Source organism: Klebsiella sp. GW_Kp182 (assembly GCF_040062275.1).
GTDB lineage: Bacteria > Pseudomonadota > Gammaproteobacteria > Enterobacterales > Enterobacteriaceae > Klebsiella > Klebsiella michiganensis.
Window position 1 is genome coordinate 300,916 of record NZ_JBEAFQ010000001.1, and the last position, 17,247, is coordinate 318,162.

Here is a 17,247-nt window from a genome sequence, read left to right on the forward strand (position 1 = left end):
TTCACTATGTGACCGGGGCAAATGAAGGCAGCCAACAAAGAGGCAGCCTGAAGGACGACGTGTATAAATGGAGAAGTAATATGGCAATTCCAGTCTATCTGTGGCTGAAGGACGACGGCGGCGCGGACATCAAAGGTTCCGTGGACGTGAAGGACCGTGAGGGCAGCATCGAGGTGGTGGCGCAGGAGCATAACCTGTACATCCCGACCGACAACAACACCGGGAAGCTGACCGGCACGCGAATCCACACGCCGTTCCTGTTCACTAAGGAAATCGACGCCTCCAGCCCGTACCTGTACAAGGCGGTAACAACCGGCCAGACGCTGAAGTCGGCGGAGTTCCGCTGGTACAAAATCAACGACGCCGGTCAGGAAGTGGAGTACTTCAACACGAAGCTTGAGAACGTGAAGGTGGTGAAGGTCAACCCGCTGATGCACGACGTCAAGGACCCGTCCTACGAGAAGCATAACCACCTCGAGCAGATTGAGCTGCGTTACGAAAAAATCACCTGGACCTACAAGGACGGCAACATCATTCATTCCGACAGCTGGAACGAACGCGCCACCGCCTGATGACTCGCCATATTTCACGCTGTAGCGGCGTTGGCTGCGTTCGCTTGTCGTCTTGCTACAGCGCGAACTATTTAGAGTCATCCCCTGATGGGCAGTTTCCGCTGCCCGTTTTTGCTGAGCGCCTGAACTGACGGGCGCTCAGCAAAAAAAACAATCTGCCTGCCTGACCTGATGCGCTTTGGGTTCCTGAATAACAGGGAACAGCGACGGGCGGTAGCGTGTCCGGAACTGATAAAGAGAAAAGCTCATGGAAAATCCCGCCATTTTGTTACGCCGACTTAACCCTTACTGCGCCCGTGCGATGGAAGGCGCTGCCACCCTGTGCCAGACCCGGGCGCACGCGGAAATCCTGCCCGAGCACTGGCTGCTGAAACTGCTGGAGCAGGGCGAGGGCGACCTGACGGTGCTGGCGCGGCGCTACGAATGGGATATGGACGCGATATGGCAGGATTTGCTGACCTTTATGGATAAGCTCCCCCGTTCGGTGCGCGGCCGCCCGCAGCTTTCAGACGCTATTCAGACTCTGATGCAGGAGGCCTGGCTGAGCGCTTCGCTGGCCGGGGAGGAGCATATCCGTAGTATCCACCTGCTGATGGCGCTGGTGGATAAACAGAGTCTGGTGCGCTGCGACGGCCTGTGGCCGCTGCTGACCCTGGCGCAGAGCCAGCTGGCGCGCCTGCGTCCGCTGCTGGACGCGCAGTCCGAGGAACGCCCGGAGGTGCAGCAGGAAGCAGAGCTGGCGCAGGGCGACGAGGTGGCGTTTGTCGGCCGTCCGGTTAATGCGGGCGTAAAAGAAGGGGATCTGAATCCGGCTCTGCAGAATGCGCTGGATAAGTTCACCCTCGACGTGACCGCCCGCGCCCGGGACGGCAAAATCGACCCGGTGTTCGGCCGTGATAATGAAATCCGCCAGATGGTGGACATTCTTTCCCGACGCCGCAAGAACAACCCGATACTGGTGGGCGAGCCGGGTGTCGGCAAGACCGCGCTGGTGGAAGGTCTGGCGATCAGAATCGCCGAGGGCAACGTCCCGGATGCGCTGAAACCGGTAAGCGTGCGCACCCTTGACCTCGGCCTGCTGCAGGCCGGAGCGGGGGTGAAGGGAGAATTCGAGCAGCGGCTGAAAAACATTATCGACGCGGTGCAGCAGTCGCCGCTGCCTGTGCTTCTGTTTATTGATGAGGCCCACACCCTTATCGGCGCGGGTAACCAGGCGGGCGGCGCCGATGCGGCTAACCTGCTGAAACCGGCCCTTGCCCGGGGCGAACTCAGAACTATCGCCGCCACAACCTGGAGCGAGTACAAACAGTATTTTGAGCGCGATGCGGCGCTGGAGCGGCGCTTCCAGATGATCAAAGTCGATGAGCCGGACGACGACACCGCCTGCCTGATGCTCAGGGGCCTGAAGTCCCGCTACGCGGAGCATCACGGGGTGCACATCACCGATGAGGCGGTGCGCGCCGCCGTCATCCTCTCCAGACGCTATCTGACCGGACGCCAGCTGCCGGACAAGGCGGTGGATTTACTCGACACCGCCTCCGCCCGCATCCGCATGAGCCTGGATACGGTGCCGGCGCCGCTGACCCGACTGAAGGCGCAGCTCACCGCCCTGGCGATGGAAAAGCAGGCGCTGCTGGAAGATATCGCGGCGGGCAACCACACCCACGGCGAACGCCTGGCGGCCATCGAACAGGACGAAGTCCGTATTATCCTGCAGCTCGATGAGCTGGAAACGCAGTACGGCCAGGAGCTGAAGCTCACGGAAAACCTGCTCGCCTGCCGCGCCGATATCTCCCGCCAGGCGGAAATCGCGGACCTGCAAAACCAGCTTAGTGCCGTGCAGCAGGGGAACCCGCTGCTGGGTCTGGACGTGGACGCGCGCACCGTTGCCACGGTCATCGCCGACTGGACCGGCGTGCCGCTCTCGTCTCTGATGAAGGATGAGCAGACGGAGCTGCTGAGCCTGGAACAGCAGCTCGGTAGACGCGTGGTGGGCCAGGACGCGGCGCTGAACGCCATCGCGCAGCGTCTCCGTGCCAGCAAAACCGGGCTGACGTCGGAGAACGGCCCGCAGGGCGTGTTCCTGCTGACCGGGCCGAGCGGCACCGGCAAGACTGAAACCGCGCTTGCCCTTGCTGACGCGCTGTTCGGCGGTGAGAAATCCTTAATCACTATCAACCTCTCCGAATACCAGGAGCCGCATACCGTCAGCCAGCTCAAGGGCTCCCCGCCGGGGTACGTCGGCTACGGCCAGGGCGGTATCCTCACCGAAGCGGTCAGAAAGCGTCCGTACAGCGTGGTGCTGCTGGACGAAGTGGAGAAGGCCCATCGGGACGTGATGAACCTGTTCTACCAGGTGTTTGACCGGGGTTTTATGCGCGACGGCGAGGGGCGGGAGATCGACTTTCGCAACACGGTTATTCTGATGACCTCTAACCTCGGCAGCGACCACATCATGCAGATGCTGGGCGAACGGCCGGAGGCCACGGAGTCCGACCTGCATGAACTGCTGCGTCCGCTGCTGCGCGACCACTTCCAGCCCGCGCTGCTGGCGCGCTTCCAGACGGTGATCTACCGCCCGCTCACGCGGGACGCGATGCGCACGATTGTCGGTATGAAGCTCAGCCAGGTGAGCAAACGCCTCAGTCGCCACTACTGCATGACCACTACCATCAGCGACAGCCTGTACGACGCTCTGACGGATGCCTGCCTGCTGCCGGATACCGGGGCGCGCAACGTGGACAGCCTGCTCAATCAGCAGATATTGCCGGCGTTGAGCCTGCAGCTGTTAAGCCATCAGGCGGCGGGGCAGAAGCCGCAGCACCTGATACTGGGCCGTGATGAAGAGGGGGGGATTGTGATGGAGTTTGGCGCAGGGGCGGGTGTATGAGCGAGATAAAATCCCTGTTGTTCAGCCACAGCCACCATCTGTTAACGGTGCGCGGCTGCAGCGCTCTTCTGGACGTGCTGAGCTTTGAAGGTGAGGAGGCCCTGAGCGAACCGTTCAGATACGTGATTGAGTTCACCAGCGCCGACAAAACCATCACGCCGCAGCAGATGCTGATGCAGGACGCGACCTTCACCCTGCAGGCGCCGGCGGACCAGGGTTTCGGGATTAACATTCAGCAGCCGGTGCGCACGATTCAGGGCGTGGTGACGGCGTTTGAGCGCCTTTCCGCTTCCCGCGACGAAACGCACTATTCCCTGACCCTGCAGCCTCGTCTGGCGCTGCTCTCCCGGAGCCACCAGAACCGGATTTACCAGGATATGTCGGTGCCGGATATCGTGGAGCATATCCTGCGTACCCGCCACGCCATGCGCGGGGAGGACTTTGTTTTCACCCTGGCACAGGCGTATCCGCGTCGCGAGCAGGTGATGCAGTACGGCGAGGACGACCTGCGCTTTATCACCCGCCTGCTGGGCGAGGTCGGTATCTGGTTCCGCTTCACCGCCGACACCCGGCTGAACATTGACGTGGTGGAGTTTTACGATGACCAGCGGCACTACGAGCAGGGGCTGGTTCTGCCGTCGGTGCCGCCCTCCGGCCAGCACGACGGCGGTACCGAGTCGGTGTGGGAGCTGAAAAGTCGGCATAAAGTGGTGCAGCAGTCGGTGTTCACCCGGGACTACAACTACCGCAACGCGCCGGAGGAGATGAGCCAGAGCGCGGACGTGACGTCCGGCGACGTCACCACCTACGGTGAGGCGTATCACTGGGCGGATAACTACCTGGCGCCGGGCAGCGACGGCCAGCGCAACCCGGAGCCGGAGAGCGGGGCGTTTTATGCCCGTCTGCGCCACGAGCGCTACCTGAACGACCAGACCCGGCTGAGCGGCAGGACCAGCAGCGCGGCGCTGGCGCCGGGCCGGGAGCTGAAGGTCACCGGAGGCGCTGAGGTGACGGAGGTTTTCCGCCAGGGCGTGGTGATTACCGGCATCCACAGCAGCGCCCGTCGCGACCGCAGCTATGAGGTGGCGTTTACGGCCATCCCGTTCTCGGAAAATTACGGCTTCCGTCCGCAACCGGGCGACAGGCCGGTCATGGCCGGCACGCTGCCGGCGCGGGTGACCAGCACGAAAACCAACGATATCTACGGCCATATCGACCGCGACGGCCGTTATAAGGTCAACCTGCTGTTCGACCGCGACCACTGGTCGCCGGGGGAAGAGAGTCTGTGGGTACGTCAGGCGCGCCCCTATGCCGGGGACACATACGGCCTGCACCTGCCGCTGCTGGCGGGGACGGAAGTGGCCATCGCTTTTGAGCAGGGAGACCCGGACCGTCCGTATATTGCCGGTGTCCTGCACGACTCGGTGCACCCGGATCCTGTCACCATCCGGAACTATAAGCGCAACGTCCTGCGGACCCCGGCGAACAACAAAATCCGCCTCGACGACGCGCGTGGCAAAGAGCACATCAAGGTCAGCACGGAGTACGGCGGCAAGAGCCAGCTGAACCTGGGGCATCTGGTGGACAGCGAAAAACAGCCACGCGGCGAGGGGTTTGAGCTGCGGACGGACAGCTATGGAGCGATACGGGCCGGGAAGGGAATATTCATTACTGCTGATGCACAATCGAAGGCGCAGGGGCAGCAACTGGCGATGGAACCGGCGCTGTCGCGGCTTTCAGCGGCACTAGTGGAAATGCAGTCACTGGCTGCCAGCGCACAGCAGGCACAGGCGCTGGCTGCGGATGTTGGACGTCAGCAGACGTTGCTGCAACAGAAGATAGACCAGCTTCAGAAGGAAGTACTGCTGGGAACGGCCCCGCAGGGTGTGGCGCTGGCAAGCGGTGACGATATGCTGCTGTCGGCGCAGGAGAATCTGACGCTGATTGCAGGTCAGCAGCTGGATATGGGGGCGCAGAAGGACTTCACACTGGCGGCGGGTAAACAACTCAGTCTCTGGAGTCAGAATGGGGCGAAGTGGTTTGCGTCGCGGGGAGATATTGATATTCAGGCGCAGGGCGGACATATCACCACTTGGTCAACGCAGGACACGCATATTTCGAGTGGCAAGAAGCTGGTAATAACAGCACAGGATGAACTGACGCTGATATGCGGGGGCGGATATATCAAAATCAAAGGTGGGAATGTTGAAATTGGCGGTCCTGGAAAGTTGCTGATAAAAAACACCGGTATTAAGAAAGCAGGTTCGGGTAGTATGCAGGGAGTAATAAAGTCGTTTGAGTCGGGAAGTTTTGATGAGAAGTTTGTCATTCGAAATTCTCTGACCAAAGAACCTTTAGCCAATAAGGCATATTCAATAACCATGCCGGATGGAAGGATTGTTTCAGGGGTGACAGATTTAAATGGTTCTACATCATTAAATGCCTCGGATGTCATTGATGATATGACTATCACTCTTATTAAAGGTAGGTAAGATCTCAGTCTTTATTTGTGGGAGAGCGAAATGTTACTGATGATTTATTCTTTGTTAATAATTTATGCGCTAATCGCAGGGAGTTTGCTTACATTAGTTGCATGGCTTTGTTGTAAGAGAGTTCATGGTTTGCGTATCATATTGCTGATTTGGTTTGTGTGTATCTGTGTGGCGTTTGTTGCTTTGTATGCTCTGCAATTTACTGAATTTGGTCTCATACGATAATGCTATTTTTTCAAAACAGGAGGTAGTATGGTATATAAGACTGAGCCAGTTAGAGAGTTAGAGATTAAATATGATGATAATGGCCATCCTTCTTGGTGTTCTTTTCCATCGCATAAGAATGTTCAGGTTCGTGGAGCTTGCGATGTGCCACCTCATCTGCCTGGACTTGTAATACTTGTCCATGGTGTTAACTCCACAGGTGAATGGTATCAAAAAGCAGAGTCTGCATTATGTGCAGGATTGAATAAACGCCTTGGACTTGAAGGCACTAATTTTGAGTTAAAGGCTAACATATATAGTGGGGATGACAAGATAGAATTAGATGAGAAAGGCGCCGAAAAAAGAACTCCAATGTCTCCATTAGTAGAAAGGAAATTAGTTACTGACAATGGCCGGTCACCTGTAATTCGATTTTATTGGGGCTATTCATCACCATTAGGTGACGAAGATAAGTTTGTTATTCCTTTGGTAAGTATTAAGGGTGATGACTATCATCAGATGAAGCGAGATGGCGTCCCATTGTATGATATTTTGAAAAAAGGTCCTTATATATGGGGCGGCGGTCCTTTTCAAAATGGCACGAATAATCTTCATTCACTTTGGAGTAAAAAAGGATTCAATGAAGATTTAGCCAATATACCTGGTGCAAAAGTTCAATATGGTAATGAAGACAAAGATCGCTTACTAACCACAGCACCACCACGAAACTATTATGCTCATGCCGCGAAGCGGTTAGCTGATTTATTGGATCTTATTCGAGAGAAATATCCTAAGGATACAGTTACCATAATTTCACATAGTCAAGGAACTATGGTTTCAATGGCTGCTACTGCACTCGCAAATAAAGCACCTGATGCTCTATTTATAATGAATTCACCTTATGCCCTTCATAATAGTCAATTGAATGCCTTTTCAATGCCTCCTGAAGAATGTATTTCTCCATCTGGTCGAGAAAGTACTCTGTCAGCAATAATTGATAAAGTTGCACTTCAATCAACACATTTATCTTCGTTAGGCTATGAGGGGTTGTGTGTAGGTCAATCACAGGATAATAAAAACTGGAAGCCAGATATAACTCTTGTAGCTTCTGACAAAAATGAAACGAGAAATATCCCGGAAAGAGATAATCACGGGAGGACTTATGTTTATTTCAATCCACATGACAGAGTTATGGGTTCCCTCCCTCTGCATTCGGTAGGGTGGCAAGGTTTCCCAAATGATGAAAAAGGGAATCCTCATCCACTTATCACCCAGCATAAGGGGTATTTATTCCAGCGAATGCTTGCCAGAAATACACCTTGTGGTATAGCTCCCGAGTCAAAAACTCCATTTGGTCGATTGCCAGATGGTAAACCCTTTTGGGATGATGAAGGAGATGAATACCAGAGCAGTGGTTTTGTGTACCCAGATCCACCTCACTGGCAAACTGTATTTATTAATGCCGAGGAAGTCCCTGAGCCAATTAAGGAAAATGAACTAAGTGATTTCGATAAAACAAGAGTTGGTGCTGAGCATGGCCCACAGGAAAAAAACGGTTGGGGGGAGCGTGATCCTAAAACTGGTTATAAGAATGACGATACTTACGATAATTTCATTAATTTGTATCCCGATCAGGATATCGTTATTGGTGTCAAAAAACAATCGGAATATGGTACTTACGGTAGCGTAACCCCAGTAACCCGTAAGGAGACGTTTGACGAAAAAGATCGCAGGATACGTTCATATGTCGCACAACCTACAGATCACAGTACCTTACCCAGTAATTTAAATTTTATGGCACGAGTCGTTGCTTATGATTTACCCATTGGTTACTGTGAATCGGGTTGGGATAGGGCTTTTATCACTGATCTACGCCGTCGAGCAGACTGGACTCAGGGACTGGATACATATTTAAAAACCGGAATTCCAAACAATGTTACTGAACCAGAAATAATCAGCAAAGAAACAGCATTGGAAGAAATGATTCGTGTGAAGACCAAAGAATACGGATATTGATATGGGAAAGAAAATAGTTGTTCTTGGCGATGCTACCTCGCATGGAGGTAAAGTAGTCTCTGTATCATCTACTTTTGAAATTGAAGGTAAAAATGTTGCACTGCTGAATGATTCGGTGTCCTGTCCGGAACACGGTTCTAATCCGATAGTGGAATGCGATATGAGTTATGAGGAAAACGGTAGGGGAATTGTGGCGCATGGTTGTAAGAGCGCCTGTGGTTCCGTGATCTTCGCTAGTTTGCCGGATGTGGAGATAGGTTGATGGGCTGGTCATTACCGGAGGTTCCCGCGAGGCCAGATACGCAACCCTGGTCGCCCTGGGTATGCCTATCAATTACTTTCGCCGGTGTATTTATCGCGTTAGTTCGGGTGGTACTGCATTCACCCTCCGGTAGTTTACCAACGCTCGCAAGCGGCTACTGGCTACCACTGACCGGATATACTTTGGTGGGTGTTACAATTACCGTAACCTTTTATTTGTTATGGTGGGAAATACAGACTTTCCGCGTCCGTAACTGGAATAACTGGCGACGAAATATGCACCTGGCCTGGCAGCGTCAAGCACACCTGCATTTATGCGTGACCAGGCATGTGGTATTAACCGCAGACCCACAATTGCTTTCTCGACTAGCGGGTGTTGCGTCTGAAAGCAGCGACGAAACATCTTTATTAACATTGCTTCCCGAAGAAGCTTTTATTCCTGGTATTTCACGCTTTGAACAACTTTGTCGTTTATTAATAAACCAGATTAAAACAATACTTTCTCAGGCCTATCCTTCAGGTCCGTTAACGGTGATAATACAGACATCTGCTCCTGATAAAAAACAGGAAATTCAGTATTTTTCCCTTCTCTGGGAAGATGAAAAATTGCCATGGATGCCAGATATTCATGCCTTATCCAATTCGTCAGTTTTTAATAATTGGAATAAATTCCTGTCTACTGCTCGTTATCCATTGCTTGTACTGGCACTGCATTACCGCCAGCCGGAGGAAGCCTTAGCGGAATTTGCCTGTGCGTTGTTGCTGTTGCCTGAAGCGATGCTTAAATCGTCAGAACAGCGCGATGCAGTGCGAGTATTTCGCGCCATGCCGCTGAATACTGGTGCATTGCCCCGCGAGCTGGCTGAATTGCGCGATATGGCGCAGCAGCCTTCTGGTGTAAAACATCTGGTCTGGCACAGCGGGTTATCTACGTCGTCCGCACAGGCGCTGGGGCGGGTGGTTAATGATTTACCTCTGCACCTGCATACTGATATCGCAGCCGGTGGCATTATCGATTTTGCGAAAATCAGCGCAGACTACGGGCATCTGGCGGGATGGCTGATGGTAGCTGCAGCAGCAGAGATGGTCAATTACGGTCCGGGAAGCCACTGGCTGCTACAGGCGGATGACAAACGGGCCGGCGCAATGGTCGTCGGCAATAATCTGCCGGCTATCTGCGATGAAGATGTGAACATACTCCCGTTGCCTTATCCGGCGGGTTCACTCTGCCTTGCCGTATTGCTCAACGTGGCGGCTTTTGGGGGCGTTGCCCGTTTTTTTCCGGACTGGCTGTTCTCCTGGTGCGGCGTGCTCAGTATGTTACTGTCGCTGGCAGTCACTCTACCCGGTGCTGTTTTCCTGCTGCGCCGCGCCCTCACTGCTCTGCAACGCCCCCACTTTGTTCAGGCTGCCGGACTTGCCCGCAAGGAATAATCCAATATGAAAAGGTTTTTATACATCCTGGGAGCGGGTCTCTGTGTCCTGGTTGTTTTGTTGGCGCTGTTGTTTATTCTGGCCCAGACAACTCATCTTTTTTTTGAATGGACGGGGGAACGCGTATTCTGGATTTCGCTGTTGGGTGCGGTTTTTCTGACCAGTCTGTTGAGCGTGCTGATTTTTTTTCTTATCCCTTTCCAAAAAAACGACACCCCGCTGACTCCGCAGTACAGTCGCCCGGCAGGCGAGGGGGCTGGTACACAGGAACGAGATATCTCCCTTTCTTCGCTAAAAAAGCACCTCCGCCGTCGCTACAACCTTTTCTGGCGCAGTCAGGTCCGCCTGCTGCTGGTCTGTGGTGAACCCGAACATATCGCCGCCATCGCCCCCGGCCTTGCCGAAAAACAGTGGCTCGAAGGCCGCCGCACAGTGCTGATTTATGGCGGCAGTCTGTCATCGGCGCCGGACACCGGGCGCCTGACCGCCCTGCGTAAGCTGCGCCGCAGCCGTCCGCTGGACGGCATCGTGCTGGCGCTGGATGAGAGACAGACCACCGCCGGTACGCTGGACAACCATCTTCGCACCCTGGAGCAGGTCGGGGAGGCGCTGCGCTGGCAGCCGCCGGTGTACCTGTGGCAGGTGACTGACAGCGACTGGTCGCAGGATGCGCGCGTCACCCAGACGGTAGGGGCGCTTTTCCCGGCCCGCGCCACGCCGGCGGGGGTGGAGCGCCAGCTCCGCGCTATCCTGCCATCCCTGCGCGAAAGGGGAATACAGCAGCTGTGCGCCGGGCCGTCGCACGATTTCCTGTTACGTTTCGGCCGGCAGCTGGAGAAACAGGGAATAGCCCACTGGAAAACGCTGCTGACGCCGTGGCTGACGGAGCACCTGAAGCGTGTTCCGCTGCGCGGCCTGATGTTCAGCCCGTCGCTGGCCCCTGAGGATAATGCCGCGGGCCATGAACACCGCTGGTCCGCTCCGGCGGTCTGGCAGGGCGTGACGGCGGACTGCGTTCAGGCGCGGGGCGTGCGGGCAGGGATGCCGTGGCAGCGAACGCCGGGCGTCACCCTGCTGACGCTGATTGCCCTGTGGGGGGTGGGCAGCGTGGTCTCCTTTGCCGTTAACCGCCACCATATCGTCAGCGCGGCGGCGCGGGCGCAGCAGCTGGTGAATCATCCCGCGGTTAACGACCCGCAGCTGATGGCGCTGCAGGCCCTGCGTAACGATATCGGGCGCCTGCAGACTCAACAGGCGAATGGCGCTCCCTGGTACCAGCGCTTCGGGCTGGACCACAATGCGCCGCTTTCAGCCGCCCTGATGCCCTGGTACGGCCAGGCCAGTAACCGTCTGATACGCGATGCGGCCATGCAGGCGCTGACGCAGAAACTGACCGTCCTGGCGAACCTGCCGCCGCGCAGCCCGCAGCGCGCCACGTCAGCTAAGGCGGGCTACGACCAGCTGAAAGCATACCTGATGATGGCGCGCCCGGACAAAGCCGACGCTGCCCTGTACGCGCAGGTGATGACAACCACCGCGCCATCCCGGCCGGGACTCTCCCCGGCGCTGTGGCAGAGTATCGCCCCGGACCTTCACGCCTTTTACATGCAGAGCCTGCCGTCGCAGCCTGCCTGGAAAATCACGCCGGACAGGCAGCTGGTCACCCGGGTACGTCAGGTGCTGCTGGAGCAGATTGGCCGGCGCAACGCGGAAAGTACGCTGTATGAGAACATGCTCACCCGGGTGCGCCGCAGCTACGCGGACATGACGCTGGAGGACATGACGCCGCAGACCGACGCCGGTCGCCTGTTCAGCACGCCGGAGTCGGTGCCGGGGATGTTCACCCGCCAGGCGTGGGAGGGCGGGGTTCAGGAAGCCATTGATAACGCCGTGGCGTCCCGGCGCGATGAAATCGACTGGGTACTGAGCGATAGCCGTAAAACGCTGTCCGGCGACGTCTCCCCGGAGGCGCTGAAGCAGCGCCTGACGGCGCGCTACTTCACCGATTTTGCCGGTGCCTGGCTGAACTTCCTCAACAGTATCCGGCTGAACCCGGCGCACAATATTGCCGACGTCACCGACCAGTTAACGCTGGCCGGGGACGTGCGCCAGTCGCCGCTGATTGCCCTGATGAACACCCTGGCTTACCAGGGGCAGACCGGGCAGCAGAAAGAGGCCATTTCCGCATCGCTGGTGAAATCGGCGAAAAACCTGCTGGGCGGTGATGACCGGCCGGTGATTGACCAGCAGGCCGCCGGACCGGCGGGACCGCTGGACAGCACCTTCGGGCCGTTGCTGCAGCTTATGGGTAAAAACAGCGCGCAGAGCGTGATGGCGGCGGACAGTTCGCTCAGTTTACAGACTTACCTGACGCGCCTGACCCGCGTGCGCCTCAGGCTCCAGCAGGTGGCAAACGCCGCCGACCCGCAGGCGATGATGCAGCAGCTGGCGCAGACGGTTTTCCAGGGCAAGAGCGTTGACCTGACCGACACGCAGGAGTACGGCAGTCTGGTGGCGGCAAGCCTCGGTGAAGAGTGGAGCGGTTTCGGGCAGACGATGTTTGTTCAGCCGCTGACCCAGGCCTGGGAGACGGTGCTTCAGCCATCGGCGGCCAGCCTGAACGAAGCGTGGCAGCGCTCAGTTGTCGCGAACTGGAATTCAGCGTTTAAAGGGCGTTATCCCTTTGCTGCCGCGAAGAGCGACGCCTCGCTGCCGATGCTGGCGGCGTTCATCCGCCGCGATACCGGACGTATTGACCGTTTCCTCAGCACGCAGCTGGGCGGCGTTCTGCACCGGGAGGGCAGCACCTGGGTGGCGGACAGAACCCGCAGCCAGGGGCTGACGTTCAGCCCGGCCTTCCTGAACGCGGTGAACCAGCTCAGCCAGCTGTCCGACATCCTGTTTACCGACGGCAGCCAGGGTATCAGCTTTGAACTGCAGGGGGTGGCAATGCCGGAAGTGGTGGAAACACAGCTGACGCTTGACGGGCAGAAACTCCACTATTTTAACCAGGTTGCCGACTGGCAGAGCTTCCGCTGGCCGGGGGTAATCAATAAACCGGGGGCGATGCTGACCTGGACGTCGACGGCGGCGGGAACCCGTCTGTATACAAACCACAGTGGCCCGTGGGGCGTTATCCGGATGCTGGAGCAGATGCAGCGGCAGAAAGCGGGGGACGGACTGTACCGGCTGAGCGTCACCGCGCCGGACAGGCGACAGCTTCAGTGGCTGCTGCGTACGGAACTGGGCGACGGACCGCTGGCGCTGCTGAAGCTGCGAAACTTCAGTCTGCCGTCGCAGATATTCAGCGTCGGTGTCCCGGCGCCAGGCCGCACGGATGAATATGAATCTGACGTTGTGGAAGGGAGTGAATAATGGCCTCTGTTGATATTCTGCTCGCCAACCGCCGGAGATCCCCCCGGCAACGATGATTTCAAGAAGATGCGTGATGAGGTAAGGGCGCGCAACTTATTGCTTCAATGTTCAATGTTCAATGACACTGATGCGATCTGAGGTTGCAGAAAACACCTATCGCGATCTTCTCCCCATTTTAAACGCACCTCCTGTAGCTCTAAGGCTAAAAGCATATTTCTATGGACGACTTAACCCTGCGTTATTTTGACGCCGAAATGCGTTACCTGCGTGAAGCGGGCGAAGAATTCGCCCGCGCCCATCCTGACCGGGCGGCGGCCTTAAATCTCGACAAATCGGGCGCGCGCGACCCCTATGTCGAGCGCCTGTTTGAAGGCTTCGCCTTTCTGATGGGCCGCCTGCGCGAAAAGCTCGACGACGATCTGCCGGAGCTGACCGGCGGGCTGGTGAGCATGATCTGGCCACACTACCTGCGTACCATTCCGTCGCTCTCCATTGTTGAGTTCACCGCGGACTGGCGTGAGCTGAAAGAACCTGTCCGCGTTGAAAAAGGCTTTGGAATTCTTTCTCAGCCCATTGGTGAAAAGCGCACCCGCTGCCATTACACCACGACGCAGCCGCTGACCCTGCAGCCCCTGTCGCTCGCCCGGGCGGGGATCTCGACGGAACCGGATGGGCGCTCGCTTCTCCGCCTGCGCTTTGAGTGCAGCCCGCTGGCAGACTGGAGCCGCATCGACTTAAGCCGCATCCCGCTATACCTGAATGGCGATGCGCCGCTGGCCTGCGCCTTGCATGAGGCGCTGACGCTCCGGGTGGCGAAAACGGGTATCCGCTTTCCCGGCGATGCTGACCGCAGACCGCTGGACGCCCGTTTTGCCGTCTGCGGTTTCAGTAAGGAGGAGGCGCTGTTGCCGGAGTGCGGCAGTTTCAGCGGTTATCAGCTGCTGCTGGAGTATTTTACCTTTCGTGAAAAGTTTATGTCGGTGACGCTGCGCGGCCTGGAAAATGTGGATTTCCCGGAAGAACTGGCGTGGTTTGAAATCGATATCGTGCTGGAGAGACAGTGGCCGCATGAATATGCGCTGTCGGAGAAACATCTGCGCCTGCACTGCACGCCGGTGATTAATCTGTTTCCGCTGGAGTCCGATCCGCTGCATCTGGACTCGTTACAGACCGAATACCTGCTGCGCCCGATGCGTGTCCAGGACGGTCATACCGAGATTTATTCCGTGGATTCGGTCACCTCCTCGCGCCACTCCGGTCACCAGACGTATGTGCCGTTCACCAGCTTCCGTCACAAGGGAGGAATGCTGCGCCATGATGCGCCGGAATATTATTACCATACGCGGGTAAAGTCCGGTCCTTCAGGGCTGCACGACACCTGGCTGACGCTCGGCGGCGAGGCGTTTGATAACCACACCGTACCGGAGAATGAAAAACTGTCGCTCAGCCTGACCGGCACCAACGGCCAGCTGCCGCGCCGGGCGCTGCAGAGTACGCTGCTGGACACGGTGGTGAAATCCACCACCGCGCGCATTCAGGTGCGTAACCTCTGCGCCCCGACGCTGCCGTGCTACCCGCCGGACCGCGATCGTTTCCACTGGCGGGTGCTGAGCCATCTCGGCAGCAGTTTCCTGTGGATGATGGATAACGCCGACGTGCTGCGCGGCGCGCTGGCCCTCTATGACTGGACCGATAACGAGATGAACCGCCGCCGCCTGGAAGCGATTGTCGACGTCAGGCATAGCGAGGTGGAACGTTTTGCACAGGGCCATTTTCTGCGCGGCGTGCAGATTGAGGTGACCCTCGACAGCAGCGGCTTCGCCGGGCACGGCGATATCTGCCTGTTCGGCGAGATGCTGAACCGCTTCTTCGCGCTGTATACCGATATTCACCTGTTCAACCATCTGATTCTGATACTACAACCTGGGGGAGAGCGCCTCGAATGGCAGGAGAACCACAACCGCCGCATTCCCGGCTAAGCCCCCGGCTTGAGCGGGAAATCTATCGCATCAACTTCTACCGCTTCTGCCAGTTACTGGAAAAGCGTCGTCCGGGCGCATCGCCGTTGGGCAGCACCCTGAATCCGGCGGACGATCCGGTACGGTTTCGCCCGCATCCGGGAATGGGCTTCCCGGTCAGCGAGCTGAAAACGGTGGAATATGATGAAGACCATCCGGATGCGCCGCCGACGGTGCGCACGACGTTTATGGGGCTCTACGGCGTCGACTCGCCGCTGCCCACCGCGTGGCTCGACGAGATCGCCCAGCAGCGGGAAGGGCACGAAGCGCAGGAGGCGTTTCTCGATATCTTTAACCACCGCATTCTGACGCAGTTTTACCGCATCTGGCGAAAATATTCCTACCCGGCGACGTTTGAAGCGGGGGGCAGGGACAGCACCTCGCAGAGCCTGCTGGGCCTTATCGGTCTGGGAATGCCGGGTACCGATAAGCATATCGCCACCCCGATATCGCGTTTTCTGGCGCTGCTCGGCATCATGCGCCTGCCTGCGCGTACCGAAGAGGGGATTCAGGCGCTGGTACGTCTGCTGGCTCCCCGCACGCGGACCACCGTCACGCCGCACTGCCCGCGCACGTTTTTCATCAACAATCCACTGGGTTTTTACGGCAATGACGATTTTCTGCTCGATGGCTATAACGTGCTGGGCGACGAAACGACAGAGGTCAGCAGCCAGCTATTGATTGCGCTGTACACGGACGATATCGCCGAGGCGCAGGGGTGGTTACCGGAAGGGCAGATATATCAGGACTTTCTGGCCCTGCTGCGGGTCTATCTCGGCTGGCGCTATAAGGCGCGTATACAGTTGACCGTTCCTGCCCGGTTACTGCCTGCGCCGGTGCTGGGCGAAACCCCCTTTATGCTCGGCATGACGGGGATACTGGGCGTGGAGGGAGAGGAGAGCCCGCCCGATATCCCCGCCACCTTTACTATTGAGCCTGGCGGCTATTGCGGAATGCCGTCTGCAACTTTACAACAAGGAAACCAGCGTGTTGCATACCACTTCGATTAAACGATGGAGTTTACTTCTTATGCCTTTACTGCTGACAGGCTGTGGCCTGACGCAGAAAATTAGCGACAGCACCTCATCGGCGGTGAAATCGGTATTTTATAAGCAGGTCAAGGTCCTGCATCTGGACGTTACCGCCCGGGCGGAACTGAACACCGATGAGCGGGAGAACACCTCGCTCTCCCAGCCGGTGATGGTGTGGGTCTACCAGCTCAGTGACCGCAAGGCGTTCGATAAACGGGTCTATCAGCAACTGGTCACGGAAAGCGAGGAGGCCGCCGGAGACGAACGGCTTGCCAGCCGTAGCCTGGTGGTAAAACCCGGCGCTGACGTCAGCCTGGATATGCCGATGGACGAGAAGGCGCAGTTTATCGCGGTGGTGGGGTTATTCCGGGCGCCGGATATGGTGAAGAATGACTGGAAGCTGGTGCTGAGGCGCGACGATCTCGATCCCGACAAACCGCGCATTATTGAAGCCAGCCATAACCGCCTGACGCTGAAACCCCTGAAGGATGACTGAGATGCCCACACGCCATAATGCCCCCTCGCTGTATGAAATGCTGTACGGCAACTTTACCGGCGGACTCGACCTGCATCAGGTCAGTGAGGAAAACCAGGTTATTCTGTCGGTGCTGGATAATATGCAGCGCGTCCTCAACTGCCGCGCCGGGACGCTGGCGCACCTGCCCGATTACGGCCTGCCGGATATGACTAAAATCCTCCAGGGGATGCCGGGTACGGCCCATGAGCTGATGGGCATCCTGTCGGCCGTATTGCTTAAATATGAACCGCGGCTGAAGAAAATTGACGTGGTTCTGCTCGAGCAGGCTATCCCCGGCGAGCTGCGTTACGCCATTGACGCGGAGCTGAAGGGCGTAGGCCTGGTGCGCTACGGCACCGAATTTATGCCCGAGGGCAGGGTGCTTATCCGCCACCTCAAACAGCAGCAGTATCTGGAAGTCCGCTCCTCAATCTAGT

11 protein-coding genes are annotated in these 17,247 nt (G+C 57.2%); all 11 read left to right on the forward strand.

What is annotated here, in order from left to right:
* The first annotated feature begins 80 nt into the window (after nt 1-80).
* Nucleotides 81-572: a type VI secretion system effector Hcp gene (gene hcp, locus ABLU88_RS01475; RefSeq protein ID WP_014229074.1), complete on the forward strand. Its 492-nt coding sequence runs from the start codon at nt 81-83 to the stop codon at nt 570-572.
* Nucleotides 573-819: 247 nt separating this feature from the next.
* Nucleotides 820-3,462, forward strand: coding sequence for a type VI secretion system ATPase TssH (gene tssH / locus ABLU88_RS01480; protein ID WP_200913640.1), 2,643 nt, complete (start codon nt 820-822; stop codon nt 3,460-3,462).
* The gene (vgrG, locus tag ABLU88_RS01485) at nt 3,459-5,954 is read left to right on the forward strand and encodes a type VI secretion system tip protein VgrG (RefSeq protein WP_348836114.1); all 2,496 of its coding nucleotides are present in this window, start codon (nt 3,459-3,461) and stop codon (nt 5,952-5,954) included. The genes tssH and vgrG overlap by 4 nt, the downstream gene beginning before the upstream one ends.
* Nucleotides 5,955-6,206: 252 nt before the next feature.
* Nucleotides 6,207-8,174: a hypothetical protein gene (locus ABLU88_RS01490; RefSeq protein WP_348836115.1), complete on the forward strand. Its 1,968-nt coding sequence runs from the start codon at nt 6,207-6,209 to the stop codon at nt 8,172-8,174.
* Between the two features lies 1 nt (nt 8,175).
* Nucleotides 8,176-8,436, forward strand: coding sequence for a PAAR domain-containing protein (locus ABLU88_RS01495; RefSeq protein WP_014229081.1), 261 nt, complete (start codon nt 8,176-8,178; stop codon nt 8,434-8,436).
* The gene (locus tag ABLU88_RS01500) at nt 8,436-9,869 is read left to right on the forward strand and encodes a hypothetical protein (RefSeq protein ID WP_108703420.1); all 1,434 of its coding nucleotides are present in this window, start codon (nt 8,436-8,438) and stop codon (nt 9,867-9,869) included. The genes ABLU88_RS01495 and ABLU88_RS01500 overlap by 1 nt, the downstream gene beginning before the upstream one ends.
* A gap of 6 nt (nt 9,870-9,875) precedes the next feature.
* Nucleotides 9,876-13,244 (forward strand): ImcF-related family protein, encoded by a 3,369-nt coding sequence (locus ABLU88_RS01505; protein WP_348836116.1) that lies wholly within the window; start codon nt 9,876-9,878, stop codon nt 13,242-13,244.
* Between the two features lie 218 nt (nt 13,245-13,462).
* Nucleotides 13,463-15,223: a type VI secretion system baseplate subunit TssF gene (gene tssF, locus ABLU88_RS01510; protein WP_046877214.1), complete on the forward strand. Its 1,761-nt coding sequence runs from the start codon at nt 13,463-13,465 to the stop codon at nt 15,221-15,223.
* Nucleotides 15,187-16,272: a type VI secretion system baseplate subunit TssG gene (gene tssG / locus ABLU88_RS01515; protein ID WP_025108003.1), complete on the forward strand. Its 1,086-nt coding sequence runs from the start codon at nt 15,187-15,189 to the stop codon at nt 16,270-16,272. Before tssF ends, tssG begins: the two co-directional genes overlap by 37 nt.
* A 19-nt stretch (nt 16,273-16,291) precedes the next feature.
* Entirely contained in the window at nt 16,292-16,789 is a 498-nt protein-coding gene (tssJ, locus tag ABLU88_RS01520; RefSeq protein WP_051586041.1) for a type VI secretion system lipoprotein TssJ, read from the forward strand.
* A 1-nt stretch (nt 16,790) separates the two neighbouring features.
* Nucleotides 16,791-17,246, forward strand: a complete 456-nt coding sequence (tssE, locus tag ABLU88_RS01525) for a type VI secretion system baseplate subunit TssE (protein ID WP_014838282.1) — start codon at nt 16,791-16,793, stop codon at nt 17,244-17,246.
* The last annotated feature ends 1 nt before the right edge of the window (nt 17,247 follow it).